We start from the raw sequence: 19,433 nt of genomic DNA on the forward strand, positions 1-19,433 counted from the left end.
GGCGTTTCCGCATGCCTGTCCGGTCTGCGCAGCCAACCGGACACGGTCAACCGGGCGGGGCGGCCCTCCCACCGGAGACTGCCGGCCTGGGCGATGCGGCGTACGCGGCCGCGCGTGGGGTGCGGCTGCCCTCGGGGCCGTACCCGAACCGGATCAGCAACTGTGGGCACCGCTGCTGCGAACCGCTCACCGCCGCCCGCAGATCCATCCATTCCATCGCCTGGTGCAGCACGGAGGTGCGTAGCCCGTACGAGGTCGCCGTGAGCAGCACGTGTTGCAGCGCTTGGCCCGCCCTCAGCCAGTCCTGGTGCCGGTCCCGCGCCGTCCACAACAGTGCTACCTGCGTGTGGCGTTCGAAGTGCAGGGCAGGAAGGTGCGGCACAGGTAGCTGACCGGTGAAGTCCCGCATCGGTATCCGGCCGGACGCGTCCAGGGCTCCCACCGCGGTGACGGGGATGCCGTACCCGGAGTCGAGTCCTGGGGCGGTGAGCCAGCGGTGCGCCTCTGCCGTGCGGCCGGGGTGGGAGGCGTTCGGACCTCGCCCGCCTGGGTCAACCGCAGCAGACGGCTGGTCCTTACGATGTCGGGGACCTCAAGACGCGCGCCCTGCGTGTGCGCCGCAGTGATCATCTCCGTCACGATCGCTTCAGGCACGGGGCGGCCGGTGAAGGGCATCCGGCTGCTGTGACGCCGTTCGACGGCCTCGTACAGCGGCCGCAAGGACGGGGGTCCATCCTCGCCGCCCCCGGCCAGGTGCACGGTGGCGAGCAGGTCGGGATCGTCAGCGGCTGGCAGCAGCCGGACGACGGGCCGCCAGCCCAGGTGCGCCGCGGCCACCCGGAGATTGAAGACGGCCGCGCCCACAGAGATGTGGCGGGCACGGAGGTCGGGATCGGTCATCGGTAGCCGCCGTCCGGCAACGGCACGGAACTCGACCGTCCTGGTGTCCGCGTCCAGGCCGAACCGCCAGGGCTGCGTGTTGTGGATCGACGGCGCGGCCACCGCTGCGGCCAGCAGGGTCTGGACGGCTGTGGCATCGATTTCCCGGGTCCTCATGGCGACTCTCCTTCGCAAGCTCTCCGCGTGTCACCCACTCTGCGGCGCCCTGCCTGCTCACGGGAGGGTTGGGCGGCCCCTCCCTGCCCGCCACACGGCCCCGAACCGTGGTCCGCCGGGTCCAGGGGCAGGGCGGGGCCGCCCAGCACAACCCGGAGCGAGGCCGAGTGAGGACGGCAGGCGTACTCAGGGCAAGGACCTCCGCAGGCGGCTCGTCGAGCAGCTACCGGTGGTTGGCGACGGCGGCCGCTCCTCGCCGCCGCCGGGCAGCAGTAGCTCGTACAGCCTCCGTCGCTGATCAGGTCGCCGGCCCCTACGTCCCCCGTGCCGCCTGTGCTCAGGCTTCCGAGTGGGCCAGCCACAGGTCGGGGCCGAAGACCTCGTAGCGGATGTGGCGCGCCGGGACGCCCGACTGGATCAGCTGTGCCCTGACGGCCCGCATGAAGGGCAGTGAGCCGCACAGGTAGACATCGGTGTCGGCGGACAGGTTCAGCCGTTTGAGGTCCATCAGACCGGAGTGGGCGCCGGGCTCGGCAGCGGCGTTCTGCTCGTACCAGAACTCTGCCCGGGCGGCGGGCAGGCTGCCGACCAGGCGGTGGGTGTCCGGGAGCAAGGCATGGTCTGCCGGAGAGCGATCGGCGTGCAGCACCATGACCGGGCGGGTGGCTCCGGTCGCCGCGAGGTGTTCGAGCATGCCGACCATCGGGGTGCAGCCGATGCCCGCCGAGATCAGCAGCAGAGGGCTGTCTGCCTCGTCGAGGACCACATCGCCGAACGGAGCGGACAGGGTGAGTTGGTCACCGGCCCCGACGGCGCGGTGCAACTGGGTGGACACCTCGCCCTCGGGCGCGTCGGACAGGCTCGCCACCCGCTTCACGGTGACCCGGCGCAGCTGGTCGCCAGGGGCGCCCGACAGGCTGTACTGGCGCACCTGGTGTATGCCGTCGGGCATCCGCACCCTGACGCTGACGTACTGGCCGGCGCGGACGGGCGGCACGGGGTCCTCGTCGGCCGGGCGCAGCAGGAAGGAGACCACGTCGGGGGTCTCCTCGCGCCGTTCCACCACCGTCCACTGCCGCCAGGGGTGACGGGGGTCGACCTGCGCCTCCTGATAGAGACGGGTCTCCTGGGCGATCAGGGCGCCGGCCATGAGCCAGTACACCTCGTCCCAGGCGGCGGCCACCTGGGGCGTGACCGCTTCGCCGAGCACCTCCGCGATGGCACCGAAGAGGTACTTGTGGACGATCGTGTACTGGTCCTCGGTCACCCCGAGCGCGGCATGCTTATGGGCGATCCGGGAAAGCAGGGCGTCCGGCCTGGTCTCGGGATCGGCGAGCAGCGCCTGCGCGAAGGCGGCGATGGAACCGGCAAGAGCACGGCGCTGACCACCGTTTGCCTGGTTGCCGCGGTTGAACAGCCCGTCCAGCAGTTCGGGCTGCTCGGCGAACATGGTGCCGTAGAACCGAGCCGTGATCTCGTCCAGAGCCCCGCCGACGGCGGGCAGGGTTGCGCGGACGACGGCGGCCGAATCGGGCGAAAGCATGGGTCTCCTCGACAAGGTGGTGTGCAGGGGAACTGTGCTCACCATCCTGGGGGTCCTGGTGCCGGGCCAGATGGGCCGATCGGCCTTCCCTGTGGGGCCGACCGGCTCCGGGGGCCCCGGAGTCAGGCAACTAACCCGTCGGCCGGGTCGTGGAAGCGCGGAAGGCCCTACCACCCCTCGTACGGAACGGGCCGTGCGTGCTCGCCCGGGTTTCCGGGGCGGCCGGCGGCGCCTGACGCGCGCAAGTCCTCACACGTCGGCGAGGCCCGGTCACGTGAGGCGCAGAACGTCCTTCACCGGGCGGCGGGGGGTGGCCGGGCCCCTCGGGCCGTAGCCGATACGCAGCACCATCTGCACTTGCCCCAAGCCCGATCCCGGGTCGCGTACCAGCAGCCGCAGCTCTGCGGTCTCCAGCGCGTGGGAGGTCAGAGAGGTCGCCAGCTCGGCCAGGGTGGCCTCCAGCAGTACTCGTTCCAGTGCCTGCCCGGCGTGCAACCAGTCCTCAGGGCCGTCACCGGAGGTGCTCAGCAAGGCCAGGTGCGGGGTGAACTCGAAGGTGGTGGTGCCACGGTCGGCCACCGGCCGACGTCCGGCGAAGTCCCGTACGGGGGCTCTGCCGTCCCGTTTGCGGGGCCCGAAGGCGTACTCGGGGACGCCGTCGACGGCCGTGTCCGCTTCCGGACCGAGCCGCGTCCAGCGGATGAGGTCCTCGCGGGCGCCGGGGTCCATGGCGTCCCGGCTCTCCGCGTCGCGAACCAGGTCGAGCACCGTCTCGGCGTGCCAGGGGCCGGGGAAGTGCAGAGCTGCGGACTCGCGCGCGGCGGCGTCCTGCAGCATGCTCCGTACATCTGCGGGAATGTCCGTCTCCGCGAAGGGGTGACGGCTGGTGTGCCGCTGCCGGATCCCCGCGTGCAGCCGCGCCAGGGCATCGTCCCGCTCGTGCCCGGCCTGCTCGGCCAGATGGACGGCGGCGAGCAACAGCGGGTCCTGCGGCTCGGGCAGCAGCCGGACGTCCGGGGCGAGGCCCGCGTGCGCGGCGGCGACACGCAGATTGAACAGCGCGGCCCCACAGCCGATGTGCAGCGCCCGGTTACCGGGATCGGAGCGCGGCATGGCCCGCTCGTCATCGGCGTACAGCAGCAGGAGACTCTCGCCTCTCAGGAAGCGGAAGCGCCACGGCTGCGCGTTGTGCATGGAGGGTGCCGCCGTGGCCGCGGCCACCAAGGTAACCACCGTCTCCTCATCGACATGCCGCAATGCCACGTCTCCTCCTCACTCGTACCGGAACGCGGTCTCCACTTACCGGGTACCCAGTGAGCGGACCAGTGGACACAGCACATCACCGCCATGGGCGCTCCGCACCCTGCGGGCCCACTCCGGTGTCCATCTCAGGAGAGCCCGTGGCTCTGGGCCATCGGAACAGCGGCTGCCGCCGACGCGCGACGTCCACGGCCCCCGGCAGAGCACGCCGGTGGCGGGCGATGCGGGGCACAGGCGCTGAAGCCCACTCGGCTCCGGAGCGAAGACCGCCGCAGACCGGCTCGCCCCACCGCGCCGGTATCTGTCCGTGGGAGGCCGAAGGTCCCGCCGATCGGGGCCGCACGGGGCCCGCCCGGTGCCCTGTCCGGCACTGATCGCCACCGGTCCGTACGACGAGTATCGGCAGTGACGAGACCGTCCGACGAGAGGACCTGCGATGACCGCGACGGTGACAGCCGCCCCCCGGACCGCCGACGCCTGGCGACAGTTCACGGGGAGCGGGTGGCGTGCGCGTATCGACGTGCGTGACTTCATCCAGGCCAACTACACGCCCTACGAGGGCGACGCCGCCTTCCTGACGGGTGCCACGGACCGCACGCGGGCGGTATGGGGGAAGGTCAGCGCGCTGTTCCCCGAGGAGCGGCGCAAGGGCGTCCTGGACGTGGACACCGCCACGCCCTCCACCATCACCTCGCACGCCCCCGGCTGGATCGACCGTGACCGTGAGCTGATCGTCGGGCTGCAGACCGATGCGCCGCTGAAGCGGGCGATCATGCCCAACGGCGGCCTGCGCATGGTGGAGAACGGGCTGAAGGCGTACGGCTACGAGCCCGACCCGTTCGTGACGCGGGTGTTCGACACGTACCGCAAGACCCACAACGCCGGCGTGTTCGACGCCTACACCCCGGCGATGCGCGCCGCCCGCAGGGTCGGGATCATCACCGGACTGCCGGATGCCTACGGTCGTGGCCGGATCATCGGGGACTACCGGCGCGTCGCCCTCTACGGCACCGACCGGCTCATCGAGGCCAAGCGCGCCGAACGCGACGGCCTCGACGGCAGGCCGTCCACCGCGGACGTCATCCGCGACCGGGAGGAACTCGCCGAACAGATTCGGGCTCTGGGCGAGCTGACGGCGATGGCGGCGACGTACGGCTGTGACGTCAGCCGTCCCGCGGCTACCGCGCACGAGGCCGTGCAGTGGCTCTACCTCGGCTACCTGGCCGCTGTGAAGGAGCAGAACGGCGCGGCGATGTCGCTCGGCCGGACCTCCACCTTCCTGGACGTCTACCTGCAGCGCGATGTGGACGGGGGAATCCTCGACGAGACGCGAGCCCAGGAACTGATCGACGACTTCGTCATCAAGCTCCGCATCGTCCGCTTCCTGCGCACCCCCGAGTACGACACGCTGTTCTCCGGCGACCCGACCTGGGTGACGGAGTCCATCGGCGGCATCGGTGCCGACGGCCGCCCGCTGGTCACCCGCACCTCCTTCCGCTTCCTGCAGACCCTGTACAACCTCGGCCCCGCCCCGGAACCGAACCTGACCGTGCTGTGGTCCTCGCGGCTCCCGGACGGCTTCAAGAAGTTCTGCGCCCAGGTGTCCATCGACACCAGCGCCGTCCAGTACGAGTCGGACGACCTGATGCGGACACGCACCGGCGACGACACCGCGATCGCCTGCTGTGTCTCCGCCATGGCGGTGGGCAGGCAGATGCAGTTCTTCGGAGCCCGCGTCAACCTCGCCAAGGCACTGCTGTACGCCGTCAACGGTGGCCAGGACGAGATGACCGGCGACCAGATCACCCCCGAGATGCCGCCCCTGACCGGCGAGTACCTCGACTACGACGAGCTGTCGGCCGCGTACGACCGCGTTCTGGACTGGCTCGCGCAGACGTACGTCGACGCGCTCAACGTCATCCACTACATGCACGACAAGTACGCCTACGAGCGCATCGAGATGGCGCTGCACGACTACCCCGTTCACCGCTTCATGGCCTGCGGCATCGCCGGCCTGTCCGTCGCCGTGGACAGCCTGTCCGCTGTCAAGCACGCCCGTGTCAAGGTCTTCCGCGACCGGACGGGGCTGGCCGTGGACTTCCGGACCGAGGGGGAGTTCCCGGTGTACGGCAACAACGACGACCGTGCCGACAGCATCGCCGTCGACCTGGTGGAGTCGTTCATGGCGAAGGTGCGCGAGCACCCCGCCTACCGCGACGCGGAGCACACCCAGTCCGTGCTGACCATCACCTCCAACGTCGTGTACGGCAAGCACACCGGCAACACCCCTGACGGCCGGCGCGCCGGACAGCCCTTCGCTCCCGGGGCCAACCCGATGAACGGCCGCGACAAGCACGGCGTGGCCGCCTCCGCCCTCTCGGTGGCCAAGCTGCCCTACGACGCCGCACGGGACGGCATCTCCCTGACCACCACGATCACCCCGGAGGGACTGGGGCACGTCCCCGGGGAACGCGCCAGTCACCTGGTCGGCATCCTCGACGCCTACGTATCCGCGGGCGGCTTCCACATGAACGTCAACGTGCTGAACCGGGCCGTGCTGGAGGACGCCATGGAGCACCCGGAGAAGTACCCCGAGCTGACCATCAGGGTCTCCGGCTACGCGGTGAACTTCGTCCGCCTGACCCGCGAGCAGCAGCTCGACGTGATCAGCCGCACCTTCCACGGAGCACGGTGAGCACCGTGACGACAGGCCGGATCCACTCCTGGGACCTGTCCACCGGCGTGGACGGTCCCGGGACCCGGTTCGTGCTCTTCGTGAGCGGCTGCCCACTGCGCTGCCTGTACTGCGCCAATCCCGACACCTGGCACATGCGCGACGGGCGGGAGGCCACCGTCGACGAGGTGATGGCGGAGATCGGCACGTACAGGAGCTTCATCACCACGGCCGGTGGCGGGGTCACCCTCACCGGCGGTGAACCCCTGCTCCAGCCGGCCTTTACCGGGACGCTCCTGCGCCGCTGCAAGGAGGCCGGTCTGCACACGGCCCTCGACACGTCCGGACTCCTGGGGGCCCGGGCCTCGGACGAGCTCCTCGCCGACACCGACCTGGTGCTCCTCGACATCAAGTCGTTCGACACCACCACCTACAGGAAGCTGACCGGCGGCGCACTCGCCCCCACCCTGAGTTTCGTGCACCGCCTGGAGCGGCTGGGCAAGCGTGTGTGGATCAGGTACGTCCTGGTACCCGGCTGGACCGACGACGCATCCGCCGTCGACGGGCTTGCCGCGTTCCTCTCCGGCCTGGGCTGCGTGGAGCGGGTCGACGTCCTGCCGTTCCACAAGCTCGGCGCCGCCAAGTACGACGCACTGGGCGTCCCCTTCCCTCTGCGTGACACGCCGATTCCCGGCCCGGCGCTGGTGGACCGAGTACGGGGTCAGTTCCGCGAGCATGGGCTCGTGGCCCACTGACGCGGGCGAAAGTGGGGCCGATCGGCCCTGGTCCCGGGCTGTCCGAGAAGATGAGGATGTCGGCACAGGACGAGGCATACGAGGAGCGGTCGATGGCGCACGGCGAGCAGGACGGCAGCACGGGGAAGCCGATCAAGGTGTTCCTTCTGGACGACCACGAGGTGGTACGGCGAGGGGTACACGACCTGCTGGAGGACGAACCGGGCATCACGGTCATCGGGGAAGCGGCGACAGCGGAGCAGGCACTGGTGCGGGTCCCCGCCCTGCGGCCCGACGTGGCCGTCCTCGACGTGCGTCTGCCCGACGGCGACGGGGTGACCGTCTGCCGTGAACTGCGCTCGACGATGCCGGACCTGGCCTGTCTGATGCTGACCTCCTTCGACGACGAGGAAGCACTGCTGGACTCGATCATGGCGGGAGCCGCCGGGTACGTCCTAAAGCAGATCCAGGGATCGGACCTGGTCACGGCCGTGCGGACGGTGGCCCGTGGGCAGTCGTTGCTGGACGCGAGTGCCACGACCAAGCTCATGGCACGGCTGCGCGGCGGAGGTCCGGCCGAGGAGCCGGAGATGCTGCCGGGCCTGACCGACCGCGAGCGCGAGATCCTCGACCTGATCGGTGAAGGGCTGACCAACCGGCAGATCGGGCAGCGGCTGTACCTCGCGGAGAAGACGGTGAAGAACCACATCTCCCGCCTGCTCGCCAAGCTCGGCGTTGAGCGCCGCGTCCAGGCCGCGGTCATCGCCACCCAGGCCCGCGACCGTATGCGACCCGACGGGCGCTGAAGGCGAAGGCCCGGCCGGCGGGCCCGCACGGCTGCGACGGTCCCTCGTCCTGCTCCTGTTCGAGCCGTTACTGTGGTGGTGCACGGGACGGTTGCCGACAGGCGGTGGGGCGTTGGAGGAGCAGCGGGTGGAGAACGCCGAGGGAGCCCGTGAGGCACGGGTGCGACTGCCGCAACTGCGACTGGACGAGTTGCTGGAGGAGCTGCAGGCCCGGCTGGACGCGGCGCGCGGGACCCGGGACCGGGTCCACAGCCTGCTGGAGGCTGTGCTGTCGGTCGGCCGTGAGCTGGACCTGGAGCAGGCGCTGCGCAGCATCGTGGAGGCCGCGGCGGCCCTGGTCGACGCCGAGTACGCCGCGCTCGGAGTGATCGGCCCGGACGGCACACGGCTGTCGGCTTTCCACACCGTGGGGGTGGACGAGGAACAGATCGCGAAGATCGGGCCCTACCCGGAAGGCCACGGCCTGCTGGGCGAGCTCATCCGCCACCCGGAGCCGTTGCGTCTGCCCAAGCTCTCCGATCACCCGGTCTCCTACGGCTTCCCGGCCCACCACCCGCCGATGAACACCTTCCTCGGCGTGCCCATCCGGGTGCGCGATCACGTCTTCGGGAACCTGTACCTGACGGAGAAACGCGGCGGGCAGCAGTTCGACGAGGACGACGAGGCGGTGCTCGCCACGCTGGCCGTGGCGGCCGGCGTGGCGATCGACAACGCCCGCCTCTACGAGGAGTCCCGGCTGCGGGAGCGCTGGCTGGAGGCGAACGCGGAGATCACCCACACGTTGATGTCCGGTGCCGACCAGGGCGGGGTGCTGACGCTGATCGCGGAGCGGGCCAGGGAGATCACCGCTTCGGCCCTGAGCGTGGTGGCCACGCCGGTGAGCGGGACGGACACACTCGCCGTGGAACTCGCGATAGGCCAGGAGGCCGACGTCTGGCGGGGGGTCGTCCTGCCGGTGGAAGGCACTCTCATCGGGCAGGCGTTCGTTCACCGGACTCCTGTCAGCACCGCGGACCTTTCACATGACTCCCCGCTCTCGGTCGGCCCGCCGCGCTCCGACAGGCTGGGACCGGCCGTCGCCGTGCCCATCGGCTCGCGCGACGAGGCCCAGGGAGTGGTTCTGCTGGTCCGGCAGTCGGGCGGCCGGGAGTTCACCGGCAAGGAGACCGAATCTCTCCAGGTCTTCGCCGCGCAGGCCGCCGTCGCGATGGAGCTGGCGGAACGCCGTCACGACGCCGAGCAGATCACGCTGCTGGAGGACCGCGACCGGATCGCACGCGACCTGCACGACCTGGCCATCCAACGGCTCTTCGCCACCGGCATGACGCTGCAGAGCGCCGGGCGACGCGTCCAGGACGACGTGGCTTCCGAGCGCATCCTGCGGGCGGTGGACGACCTCGACGAAACCATCAAGATCATCAGATCGACGATCTTCGGCCTGCGCTCCCGCGACGACGACACGGCGCCCGGCCTGCGCTCCCGCGCGGTGCGCGCGATCGGTGAGGCAGCCCCTCTCCTGGGCTTCGCCCCCAGCGTCCGTATGGAGGGCCTGCTCGACACACACGTGCCCGGTAAGACCGCCGACCACGTCATGGCCGTCCTCACCGAGTCCCTGACCAACATCGCCCGGCACGCCCGCGCCGACCGCGCCGACGTGGTGCTGGACACCGACGGCAAGCAGGTCCGCCTGACGGTCACGGACAACGGCGTCGGCATCCCGGCCGGAGGCCGCCGCAGCGGCCTGGCCAACATGGCGGATCGCGCGCGGAGCCTCGGCGGCGACATGGAGCTGCAGAGCCCGGGAGGAAAGGGGGCACGGCTCGTGTGGCACGCTCCCCTGGGTCAGTCCTCGGGCACGGCGGAGGGCGCCCGTCCCGCCTCGTGAAGCGCGGCTCGGCTGCTGAGCGGTCCTTCGGCCTCTTTCCTCGGCGGCCCGGTCGGCGTCCGTCCCGTTGCGGCTCTCCCCTTTCTGTGTGGCACGCGGCGCCGGTCGGTTCCCGGCGGTCCTGGTAGGGGCATCGTGCGCCCTTTCACGAGGGTGGCCTGAGCGCCAGGGCAGACGTGGTGCAGGGGCGGCAGGACCCGGCAGCTCCGACCGGTCATTCCCGTGGCGAGACGTTGAGCGTGGCGGGGCTCCTCGATACTCCTTTGTTTACAGGTCCGAGTCGGCAGATGCGTACAGGTCCGAGTCGGCAGAGCCCGGGATGAAGCCTGCCCGGCCCCGGCCCGTGGCCGCGCGTGCGCGCGGGCCTTGCGGGACTGGTCCGTCCTATTCGCTCGACCGTCCTGAACGACCCTTCATTTAGGGGCCGTTCAGCCTTGGGCTGCGGACCTTCGGCGTCGGGTGCGCGGTGGCGCGGGCCGGAAGAGTGAGCGATGTCGGGAACCACTCGGACAGTGCTGAAGGGACCATCGTCATGGCCGTGCACCAGCCCACTCACCGCCGCTCACCTTTCCACCTGCCGTCGTTGCGCGGAAATCAGGCCGCTACCGGACCGGAGGCGGACGTGTCGGCGGGTGCCGGCACGCGTACCGCGCAGGCTTACGTGCTCGCCCCGGCGCGTGTGCTGATGGGCTTCGTCTTCCTCTGGGCCTTCCTCGACAAGACGTTCGGCCTCGGTTACGCGACCGCCTCCGGCAAGGGCTGGATCGACGGGGTTTCGCCCACCGCGGGCTTCCTCGGGCACGTCGCCGTCGGCCCGATGGAGTCGACGTTCCACGCATGGGCCGGTGCGGCCTGGGCGGACTGGCTCTTCATGCTGGGTCTGCTCGGGGTCGGGCTGGCTCTGACGGCGGGGGTGGCGCTGCGTCTGACGGCGCTCGCGGGAACGCTGATGATGGCGTTGATGTGGGTGGCTGAGTGGCCGCCCGCGCAGCATCTGTCGGACGGGTCGGCGAGCATGTCGACGAACCCGTTCGCCGACTATCACCTGGTCTACGCGGTGATGCTGATCGCTCTGGCCGCTCTCTCGGCCGGCGACGTGTTCGGTCTGGGCCGGCTGTGGGCCAGGCTCCCGGTCGTCCGTGACCACGGGTGGTTGCGCTGAGCACGGCTGGTGGGGCGGGCCCGCCGAAGGGCCGCCCCACCAGCCCGTCGACAGGGGCCGTCGGCTCTCTTCCGGAACCAGCGGCCCCGGCCACCGTGCGGACCCCGCGAGACACGCTGAGAACAGACCGAATGACACAGGAGGTGGGCGGCATGGCCCGCTCGATCACCGTAGGACTCGACGGCTCGCCCGAGAGCCGGGCAGCAGCTGAATGGGCTGCCCGCGAAGCGGCGCTGCGGAAGCAGCGGGTACGACTGCTGCACGTGTGGCAGCCGGTGCCGGAGGCCATGGCCGAGGCTCCGCCTCTCGGCACCGAGACACATCAGCACTGGACCGAGCGGATTCCCCGGGAAGCCGCGCAGAAACTAAAGCTGCGTCACCCTGGCGTAGAGGTGACCACCGAGCAGCGGACAGGAGTTCCGGCCGAGGTTCTGCTCGACGCCACGCACGACGCGGAACTGCTGGTACTGGGTTCCCGCGCCCTGAGTGGCCTCGCGGGCTTCCTGGTCGGGTCCGTCGGCCAGTCGGTGATCGCCCGGGCCGAGGTGCCCGTGGTGCTGGTGCGCGCCGGGGAACGGGCCGCCGACGAGCACGTCGAGGACTCCGCCGGTCTTCCGTCCACCGCTACCGGTTTGCGGCCTGTGGTCCTGGGCCTGGACACCGACAGACCCGACGACACGATGCTCACTTTCGCGTTCGAGGAGGCGAGATGTCGCGATGCCACGCTGACCGTCGCCACGGGCTGGAACCTCCCCTCCTTCTACGCCTACAGCCTGGCCGCCGGAGTGGACCTCCGCGAGGACATCGTCCGGGAGCAGGCCCTGGCACTCACCGAAGTGCTTCTGCCGTGGCGGGAGAAGTATCCGGATGTGGAGGTGGCCGAGGTCTCTCGGCTCGGCAGTCCCGCCGGCCTTCTGATCGACGCCTCTCGCGACGCCTCCCTCGTCGTCGTGGGCCGGCGCGTGCGCCGCAGCCCTTTCGGCGCGCACATCGGTGCCGTCGCCCACGCGGTCATGCACCATGCCATCGCGCCGGTCGCCGTCGTCGCTCACGACTGACGCGCGGACACGCCTGCTGCCGCGACGACCACCGGGCTCTTGTCCGCACCGGTCCGGCAACGCCGCCCGCACGTCTACGTAGCCCGAGTACGGCACGTGAGGGCGTTCTCCGGCAGAGCAGGGACGGTCGGCCCTCGACGCCGACCGTCCCTGCCGTGAAGGTTGAAGATCTGCGCAGGACCTCGCACGGAAAGGCGACCGGCTGATGTACCGCAATGATGGATTTCGGGAACTGCACCGGCGGGAGAGCCTACGCCGACTGGCCGGGGTGACGGTGGGGCGCATCGTCCACACGCGCGACGCCCTGCCGGCCGTCCTGCCGGTCAACTATCTTCTCGAAGACAACGGTGCCGTGTTGCTGCGTACGTCCGCCTCTTCCGAGCTGGTCCGCGCCGTCGACGGCGCTGTCGTCGCTTTCGAGGCCGACGAGGTCGACACCGCGGCGCACTCCGGTTGGAGCGTTGTCGTCACTGGTCTCGCCTCTGTGGTGACCGACCCCGACGAGCACGAGCGACTGGTCCGCACCGGGCCCCGATCCTGGGTGCCCTGGCCCGTGGAGGTCTTCGTCCGTATTCAGCCTGAACTGGTCACCGGCCGGGAACTGGTCGGCGGGCGCACCCTCTACGGAGTGAACCTGCCTTCGTGAGCCGCCGAGTGCGCCCGGACACCGGCCCCCGCCTTCCGCCGACACGCGATCGTCATACCTTGCGGGAGCTTGTCGGCGGAGTCCCTCCGGCCGGCCCGACCGGCCTCTTCTGATCTTTGCCCAGGGCACCGGTTGTTCACGAGCCTGGTCCGTACGAGCCGTCCATGACCCAGGCCCCCTGCCGCCGATCGCCCGTCCCACCCCTCCGAGCTCCGCGGGTGGCTGTGGGCCGAAGGGCCCTCACCGGCAGTCCGGAGGTCCTCGGGCACGGGCCTCCCACAGGTACGGGTGGCACCTCGGCGCGGACCCGTCGGCTCTGCCGGGAAGGAGCGGCGGGAGCCAGGATGAGGGAGACCGAGGAGGAGTTGCCATGAGTGGTCTCAGGACCAGCGAAGAAGTCGACGTCCAGGTGCGTAACCGAGGACAGGTGCCGGACGAGGCGGACGCCTACGCCCGGAGAAAGGTGCTCGTGGTGATCAGCCATGTGAGCGAGCCGGTTCTGTCGGCCCACGTGAAGCTCACGCAAGCCGCCCATGCTTCGGCGGCCCGTCCGGCTACGGCTCAGGCGGTGGTGGACGTCAACGGCAGACCCGTGCGGGCCCATGTCGCCGCGACCACCATGTTCGAGGCCGTCGATCTCCTGCAGGAACGCCTGACCGCGCGCATCGCCCGGGCACGGCGATACACGGTGCGCGGATCGCGCGGTGGCGGCCCGGACGGCCGGACGTGGCGGGACGGCTCGGGTCATGAGCACCGCCCGCACCGCCAGCACCTTCCGGCCGAAGAACGCCGCATCATCCGGCACAAGTCGTTCAGCCTGGCCCTGCAGACACCGCAGGACGCCGTGATCGATCTGGAGGCCATGGACCACGACTTCTGGCTCTTCACCGACCTGGCATCAGGGCACGACAGGGTGGTTTACCGGGACGCTGTCGGCGGCCGGCATCGTATGGCGTCGCTCGGGATCCCCGGCCAACGGGACTTCGAGGGACTGCTGAGCGTGAGCACGGTTCCCGTCCCCGCGAGCGATGTGGACGGGGCAGTCCAGCGACTGTGCCTGACCGGTCTGCCCTTCGTCTTCTTCCACGACACCGGCATCGGCCGGGGCAGCGTCCTCTATCACCGCTACGACGGCCACTACGGACTGATCACCCCGGCCCTGTAGAGGCGTCAACTCACCACCGTGCCGCAGCCTTGCGGGACCGGACAGCTCGCGGTCGACGGCCGGCGCGCCGCCGCCTGCCGCCGCGCCCGGGCCGTCGCCCCGCCCTCGTCTTCGCTCTGCCACCGCTCCTCGACCAGACACACCCTGTATTCGGAGGAACCATGTCCCGACGTACCGTCATCGCCGCTGTGGACGGCTCGGCCGAGTCGCTCGCCGCAGTGGCATGGGCCGCCCGGGAGGCCCGCCTGCGCAGTCTGCCCCTGCACCTCCTCCATGCCCGGCAGGAGCGTTCGCCGCTCTTCAGCCCCGCCCTGTCGGGGGGCATCGGCACCACATCCGGCGGAACCACCATGACCCGGCACGGGGCGGAGCACGTCCTTGCCGAGACGGCCGATCGGTTGGGGGGGAGGCATCCCGACCTCGACGTCAGCGTCGATCAGGTCATCGGGCGCCCCGCGGAGGTGCTGCTCTCCGCGACGGAGCAGGCGGAGGTCCTGGTGATGGGATCGCGAGGGCTCGGTGTCCTCGGTGGCTTCCTGGCCGGATCGGTGTCCACGCCCGTCATCGCCCGTGCCGAGCGCCCGGTCGTCGTCGTGCGGCCCGGCGGACGGGTCGAGGACGGGGCCGGTGGCAGCCCGGCCTCCAGCCGGTACCTCGACGTGGTGCTCGGCCTAGACCTCTCCCGGCCGTGTGACGAGTTGATCTCCTATGCCTTCGAAGCCGCCACCGCTCGCGCGGCCGGGCTGCGGGTCATCCACGGCTGGACCGCCCCGGCCGTCTTCGACCACGACCCCGCAGCCGCCGACCCCGGCCATCGTGTCGCCCGGGGACTGCGCGAAGCGAGCGTGCTCACGGACGTACTGCGACCGTGGCGCGGCGCGTTCCCACAGGTCGAAGTCACGGAGCAGTGTGTCGTCGGCAGGGCCGCCCACCACCTCGTGGACGCCTCCTCCAACGCCTCACTGCTGGTGGTGGGGCGGCGTATGCGCCGCGCACCGTTCGTCACGCACGTCGGGCCGGTCACGCACGCGGTGCTGCACCACGCCGCGGCCCCGGTGGCAGTGGTTCCCCACCTGTGAGCGCGTACGGTCGGCTCCACGCGCACTGAGAGACCGCCGGGGCCGGTCGTCTCCGCTTCCACGACGCACCAGCTCCCCGGAGCGGCCCTTCCGGTGACATCGCCGTCCAGCCGACTCGGGACCGGTTGGAGGCCTGTCGCACAGCACGATCAGGGCCGCTCAGGCCCACACCAGGGACGATCGGCCCCAGTGTCGGATGCCGGCCCCGTGTGAGGCTCACACCATCACGTCATCACATCCGCTGGAGTCTTCCCCCTTCAGCGGAAACATCAGGAGGCAACATGTCCGGCATCATCACCGTAGGACTGGACGGGACCGACCACGCTGCGGCGGCGGCGGACTGGGCGGCCCAGGAGGCGGAGCGCCGGCGATCGGCCCTGCGACTGGTGCACGCCTGGGTCTGGCGCCCCACCGACGTGGCGTACGTCGGAGACCGGGCGGCCGAGGAGCGCTGGATACGCAACATGCTCGACGAGGCCCGGTCCCGCGTCGCCAGGGAGCACCCGGCCCTGGACATCACGACCGAGCTGATCGTCGACGACCCGGTGCCCACCCTCCTGGCCGAAGCCGCACGCGCCGACATGCTGGTGCTGGGATCGCGCGGCTACGGCACCCTGACCGGCTACCTGATCGGTTCCATCTCGATGAAGGTGCTGCGCCACGCCGCCGGGCCGGTCGTCATGGTCGGGAAGCCGCATTCCGGCACGCCCCAGCAGGCTCCGGGGGTGGTGGTCGGCGTGGAACCCGGACAGATCGGTGACGCGGTCCTGGAGTTCGCCTTCTCGGCCGCGGCCGAACGCGGAGGGACCCTGCGTGCCGTACATGCCTGGAGCATCCCGACGGCCCTCGCCTGGAGCCCGGGTTCGCTGTATCTGGTCGAGGCGGCGAACGGTCTGGAGCAGATCAACAGAGAGGTGCTGGCCGAAACCCTCAAGCCGTGGCGCGACAAGTATCCACAGGTCGAGGTCGTCGAGCAGTTCGAGATCGGCTCCGCCTCCGAAGTCCTGCTGTCCAACAGCGCCGATGCCGGCCTCGTGGTCGTCGGGCGTCGCAGCCACGAGGCGGGCCTGCGACGTCTCGGCCCGGTCACCCACGCCGTTCTGCACCACGCCACAGCCCCCGTCGCGGTCGTGCCTCACGACTGTCCCCCCGGGTAGGACCGCGCCCGTATCTCCTCACCGCGCGGACGAAGGCGCGTGCGATGCCTTCTCTCCCGCACCGGCCGGAGCGGCCTGGGCGGACCGCCGGCTGGCACCGGGCCCGAGCGGTACCCGTCCGGTGCCGCTCGGCCTGGCTTGGGGCCGTCCGCTTCCGGTCGTCCGAGGCAACGGATGACTGCGGCTGAGCACCCCCGGTGCTTTGGACCGCCGTGCACCCGCGCCGATGGGGCCGGTCGGCCCCTTCGGGGGACCAGCGGCCCCTGCCCCGAGAACCGGACGAACAGTGACGCTGGAACCAGAGCATTCGAGACCGGAGGAGAGCATCATGGCCCGCACGATCACCGTAGGACTCGACGGATCGGCCGAGAGCGGAGCCGCTGCGGAATGGGCGGCGCGCGAGGCGAAGCTGCGTGACCTGCCGGTACGGCTGATGCACGTGTGGATGCCGGTGCCGGAGCCGATGGCCCAGGCCCCGCTCCTGGGTGCAGAGACCCACCAGCACTGGACCGAGCGGGTCCCGCGCGAGGCCGCCGAAGGGCTCAGGCTGCGCCACCCGGGGGTAGAGGTGAGCACCGAGCAGCGTAGCGGGACGCCGACCGAGGCCCTTGTGGAAGCCGCCCGCGACGCTGAGTTGCTGGTCCTGGGGTCCCGGGCGCTGAGCGGGCTCGGCGGCTTCCTTGTGGGCTCCGTCGGGCAGGCCGTGATCGCCCGGACCCAGGTGCCCGTGGTCCTGGTGCGCGCCGGGGAACAGGCCGCCGACGAGCACGTCATGGACCCCGCCGGCATTCCGTCCGCCGCCACCGCTTTCCGCCCCGTCGTCCTCGGCCTCGGCAGCCCCGACGACGCCGTCATCGCCTTCGCCTTCGAGGAGGCCAAGCGTCGGAAGGCCGCCTTGTACGCGGTCCGGGCCTGGGACTCGTGGCCCTACGCCGTTTACACCGTCGGGCCGGGTTTCGAACACCACGAGGAGTTCTCCCGCCAGAGGGCCGACGCACTAGCCGATACCCTGCGTCCGTGGCGGCAGAAGTACCCGGACGTCGAGGTCGTCGAGGTGTCCCGCCCGGGCAGCGCCGCCGCTCTCCTGATCGACGCCTCCCGTGACGCCTCCCTCGTCGTCGTAGGCCGCCGCATACGCCGTAACCCCTTCGGCACCCACATCGGTGCCGTCACCCACGCCGTGCTCCACCACTCCACCGCGCCCGTCGCCGTCGTCTCACACGACTGACGCACATCCGTACAAAGGAACGAGGACATCATGAAGGCAGCGGTCGTACGGAAATTCGGTCAGCCCCTCGTCATCGAGGAGCGCCCCGACCCCGAGCCCGGCCCCGGACAGGTCCGTGTCCGCGTCGAAGCGTCCGGGCTGTGCCACACCGACATCCACGCCGCGCACGGTGACTGGCCCGTCAAACCCACCCCGCCGTTCGTGCCCGGTCACGAAGGTGTCGGCCTCGTCGAGAAGCTCGGCGAGGGAGTCACTCATCTCGCCGTCGGCCAACGGGTCGCCGTGCCGTGGCTCGGCCGCGCGTGCGGGCGCTGCGAGCACTGCCTGTCGGGCTGGGAGACGCTGTGCGAGAGCCAGGTCAACACCGGTTACGGCTGCGACGGCGGATACGCCGAGAAGATGCTGGCCTGGGCCGACTTCGCCCAGCTGGTCCCCGAGGGCGTCAGCGCCATCGACGCCGCCCCGCTGACCTGCGCGGGCGTCACCACCTACAAGGCCCTGAAGGTCGCAGGCGTCCGGCCCTCACAGCTCGTCGCCATCTCCGGCGTGGGCGGTCTCGGCCATCTGGCGGTTCAGTACGCGAAGATCGCCGGCGCCACCGTCGCCGCCATCGACGTCACCGACGAGAAGCTCGAACTCGCCCGGGAACTGGGCGCCGACATCCTCATCGATGCCCGTACCCAGGACGTCGGGGCGGAGCTGAAGCGGCACGGCGGCGCCCACGCAGCCCTCGCCCTCGCGGTCAGCCCGGCGGCCTTCGAAGCCGTCAACTCGGGTCTGCGGCGCGGTGGGAAGCTCGTCATGGTGGCTCTGCCCGCGCACGGCACCATCCAGGTGCCCATCTTCGACACCGTGCTCAACGGCACCTCGGTGATCGGATCCATCGTCGGTACCCGCCAGGACCTCGCGGAGGTCTTCCAGCTCCACGCGGCCGGCCGGACGAAGGTCATCCAGGAGACCCGACCGCTCACCTCCGTCAACGAATCGATCGACGAGGTGCTGCACGGCAAGGTCAAGGCCCGCATCGTTTTCGACCTCGGCGCGGGAGGCTGAGAGCGATGAACCTGCCCCTGATCGTCGGCGTCGACGGCTCCGAACCCAGCCTGCGGGCCGTCGACTGGGCGGCCGACGAGGCGGCCCTGCGCCGGGTGCCCCTGCGGATCGTGTACGCCTCCCTGTGGGAGCGCTACGAAGGGCCCGCACTCGCGCCGGAGGTGGGCAGCACGTCCGGGCGTGTCACCGCGGAGGACATCCTCGCGGCCGCGTCCCTGCGGGCGCTGCGCCATCATGCCGAGCTGTCCGTGACGACCGCCGACGTGCTGGAGGAGCCTGAGTACGCCCTCGTGCGCGAAAGCCGCGACGCGTCCGCCGTGGTCGTAGGCACCCGTGGACGCAGCGGTCTCGCAGATCTGCTTCTGGGCTCCGTCAGCCTGACCGTGGCCGCACAAGCGGACTGCCCGGTCATCGTGATCCGCGGCAACCACAGCAACCGCGCTGTCGGCAGAGGTCAGGACCACATAGTCGTCGGAGTGGCCGATGCGCCGACAGCGGCCGTGCGCTTCGCCTACGCCGAGGCGAAGCGGCGCGGTGTCGCGATGGAAGCGGTACGGGCGTGGCGGTGCCCCATGCACGAGACGGTCGACCACCCTCTGCTCACGGGTGGTCCCGAGCGGCTGCACGAGGAAGGGGCGGCCAAGGAGCTGGAGGAAGCTCTCGCCGACGCGCCCATGGAGGTTCGGCTGCGGCGGCGCACAGCGGAGGGCCCCGCCCACAGGGTCCTCCTGGCCGCCTCGCGAGACGCCGGCCTCCTCGTCGTCGGCCGACGACGCCCCGGCCGCCTGGGGCCCCGTCTTGGACGGGTCGCCCACACGGTCCTGCACCACTCCGGCTGCCCTGTCGTGGTCGTGCCGGAACCGGAGTGAGGGGAAAGCTCCGACGCGGGACGACGGGGGGAATCGCTTCTGCCGGGCGGTGGCGTGC

General features: G+C 70.8%; 15 protein-coding genes and 1 pseudogene. 13 read left to right on the plus strand and 3 right to left on the minus strand.

Translation table 11 applies throughout. The annotated features are described in order from the left end of the window. Nucleotides 1-46 precede the first annotated feature (46 nt). The 3 genes and pseudogenes from D3105_RS05005 to D3105_RS05015 all read right to left on the minus strand — a co-directional run bounded on the left by D3105_RS05005 (nucleotide 47) and on the right by D3105_RS05015 (nucleotide 3,862). Nucleotides 47-1,056 (minus strand): annotated as a pseudogene (locus D3105_RS05005) (Acg family FMN-binding oxidoreductase). A gap of 337 nt (nucleotides 1,057-1,393) precedes the next feature. Further along, the gene (locus tag D3105_RS05010) at nucleotides 1,394-2,599 is read right to left on the minus strand and encodes a globin domain-containing protein (protein WP_030580641.1); all 1,206 of its coding nucleotides are present in this window, start codon (nucleotides 2,597-2,599) and stop codon (nucleotides 1,394-1,396) included. Between the two features lie 270 nt (nucleotides 2,600-2,869). Continuing rightward, the gene (locus D3105_RS05015; protein ID WP_030580644.1) at nucleotides 2,870-3,862 is read right to left on the minus strand and encodes an Acg family FMN-binding oxidoreductase; all 993 of its coding nucleotides are present in this window, start codon (nucleotides 3,860-3,862) and stop codon (nucleotides 2,870-2,872) included. A gap of 433 nt (nucleotides 3,863-4,295) precedes the next feature. On the opposite strand from D3105_RS05015, the gene pflB reads away from it, so the two are divergent. From pflB to D3105_RS05080, 13 genes are all read left to right on the plus strand, one after another. Then, nucleotides 4,296-6,554: a formate C-acetyltransferase gene (gene pflB, locus D3105_RS05020; protein ID WP_030580648.1), complete on the plus strand. Its 2,259-nt coding sequence runs from the start codon at nucleotides 4,296-4,298 to the stop codon at nucleotides 6,552-6,554. Further along, nucleotides 6,551-7,288 carry a pyruvate formate-lyase-activating protein gene (gene pflA, locus D3105_RS05025; protein ID WP_032765298.1) on the plus strand — a complete coding sequence of 246 codons (738 nt, stop codon included), beginning with the start codon at nucleotides 6,551-6,553 and terminating at the stop codon, nucleotides 7,286-7,288. The genes pflB and pflA overlap by 4 nt, the downstream gene beginning before the upstream one ends. A gap of 92 nt (nucleotides 7,289-7,380) precedes the next feature. Continuing rightward, nucleotides 7,381-8,073, plus strand: coding sequence for a response regulator (locus tag D3105_RS05030; RefSeq protein WP_030580654.1), 693 nt, complete (start codon nucleotides 7,381-7,383; stop codon nucleotides 8,071-8,073). Nucleotides 8,074-8,200: 127 nt separating this feature from the next. Beyond that, nucleotides 8,201-9,958 carry a GAF domain-containing sensor histidine kinase gene (locus D3105_RS05035; protein ID WP_118900360.1) on the plus strand — a complete coding sequence of 586 codons (1,758 nt, stop codon included), beginning with the start codon at nucleotides 8,201-8,203 and terminating at the stop codon, nucleotides 9,956-9,958. Between the two features lie 532 nt (nucleotides 9,959-10,490). Continuing rightward, nucleotides 10,491-11,120 carry a DoxX family membrane protein gene (locus tag D3105_RS05040; protein WP_030580660.1) on the plus strand — a complete coding sequence of 210 codons (630 nt, stop codon included), beginning with the start codon at nucleotides 10,491-10,493 and terminating at the stop codon, nucleotides 11,118-11,120. A 152-nt stretch (nucleotides 11,121-11,272) separates the two neighbouring features. Continuing rightward, nucleotides 11,273-12,178 carry a universal stress protein gene (locus D3105_RS05045; RefSeq protein WP_030580663.1) on the plus strand — a complete coding sequence of 302 codons (906 nt, stop codon included), beginning with the start codon at nucleotides 11,273-11,275 and terminating at the stop codon, nucleotides 12,176-12,178. A 205-nt stretch (nucleotides 12,179-12,383) separates the two neighbouring features. Beyond that, entirely contained in the window at nucleotides 12,384-12,824 is a 441-nt protein-coding gene (locus D3105_RS05050; RefSeq protein ID WP_030580665.1) for a pyridoxamine 5'-phosphate oxidase family protein, read from the plus strand. A 370-nt stretch (nucleotides 12,825-13,194) separates the two neighbouring features. After that, on the plus strand, nucleotides 13,195-13,989 hold the full coding sequence (locus D3105_RS05055; protein ID WP_030580667.1) for a sigma 54 modulation/S30EA ribosomal C-terminal domain-containing protein: 795 nt from the start codon (nucleotides 13,195-13,197) through the stop codon (nucleotides 13,987-13,989). A 161-nt stretch (nucleotides 13,990-14,150) separates the two neighbouring features. Next, on the plus strand, nucleotides 14,151-15,068 hold the full coding sequence (locus D3105_RS05060) for a universal stress protein (RefSeq protein ID WP_030580669.1): 918 nt from the start codon (nucleotides 14,151-14,153) through the stop codon (nucleotides 15,066-15,068). 281 nt (nucleotides 15,069-15,349) lie between these two features. Continuing rightward, nucleotides 15,350-16,225, plus strand: coding sequence for a universal stress protein (locus tag D3105_RS05065; protein WP_030580671.1), 876 nt, complete (start codon nucleotides 15,350-15,352; stop codon nucleotides 16,223-16,225). A gap of 328 nt (nucleotides 16,226-16,553) precedes the next feature. Beyond that, the gene (locus tag D3105_RS05070) at nucleotides 16,554-17,453 is read left to right on the plus strand and encodes a universal stress protein (RefSeq protein WP_030580673.1); all 900 of its coding nucleotides are present in this window, start codon (nucleotides 16,554-16,556) and stop codon (nucleotides 17,451-17,453) included. A gap of 30 nt (nucleotides 17,454-17,483) precedes the next feature. Further along, nucleotides 17,484-18,506, plus strand: coding sequence for an alcohol dehydrogenase AdhP (gene adhP, locus D3105_RS05075; RefSeq protein ID WP_030580675.1), 1,023 nt, complete (start codon nucleotides 17,484-17,486; stop codon nucleotides 18,504-18,506). A 5-nt stretch (nucleotides 18,507-18,511) separates the two neighbouring features. Beyond that, the gene (locus tag D3105_RS05080; protein WP_030580678.1) at nucleotides 18,512-19,375 is read left to right on the plus strand and encodes a universal stress protein; all 864 of its coding nucleotides are present in this window, start codon (nucleotides 18,512-18,514) and stop codon (nucleotides 19,373-19,375) included. Nucleotides 19,376-19,433 lie beyond the last annotated feature (58 nt).

The organism is Streptomyces globisporus, from assembly GCF_003501885.1.
In the GTDB taxonomy this organism is placed as follows: domain Bacteria; phylum Actinomycetota; class Actinomycetes; order Streptomycetales; family Streptomycetaceae; genus Streptomyces; species Streptomyces globisporus_D.

Coding starts and splice junctions, on each gene's coding strand:
- D3105_RS05010 (WP_030580641.1), bottom strand. CDS start 2,599: ATGCTTTCGCCCGATTCGGCCGCCGTCGTCCGCGCAACCCTGCCCGCC.
- pflB (WP_030580648.1), top strand. CDS start 4,296: ATGACCGCGACGGTGACAGCCGCCCCCCGGACCGCCGACGCCTGGCGA.
- D3105_RS05030 (WP_030580654.1), top strand. CDS start 7,381: ATGGCGCACGGCGAGCAGGACGGCAGCACGGGGAAGCCGATCAAGGTG.
- D3105_RS05040 (WP_030580660.1), top strand. CDS start 10,491: ATGGCCGTGCACCAGCCCACTCACCGCCGCTCACCTTTCCACCTGCCG.
- D3105_RS05045 (WP_030580663.1), top strand. CDS start 11,273: ATGGCCCGCTCGATCACCGTAGGACTCGACGGCTCGCCCGAGAGCCGG.
- D3105_RS05050 (WP_030580665.1), top strand. CDS start 12,384: ATGTACCGCAATGATGGATTTCGGGAACTGCACCGGCGGGAGAGCCTA.
- D3105_RS05055 (WP_030580667.1), top strand. CDS start 13,195: ATGAGTGGTCTCAGGACCAGCGAAGAAGTCGACGTCCAGGTGCGTAAC.
- D3105_RS05060 (WP_030580669.1), top strand. CDS start 14,151: ATGTCCCGACGTACCGTCATCGCCGCTGTGGACGGCTCGGCCGAGTCG.
- D3105_RS05065 (WP_030580671.1), top strand. CDS start 15,350: ATGTCCGGCATCATCACCGTAGGACTGGACGGGACCGACCACGCTGCG.
- D3105_RS05070 (WP_030580673.1), top strand. CDS start 16,554: ATGGCCCGCACGATCACCGTAGGACTCGACGGATCGGCCGAGAGCGGA.
- adhP (WP_030580675.1), top strand. CDS start 17,484: ATGAAGGCAGCGGTCGTACGGAAATTCGGTCAGCCCCTCGTCATCGAG.
- D3105_RS05080 (WP_030580678.1), top strand. CDS start 18,512: ATGAACCTGCCCCTGATCGTCGGCGTCGACGGCTCCGAACCCAGCCTG.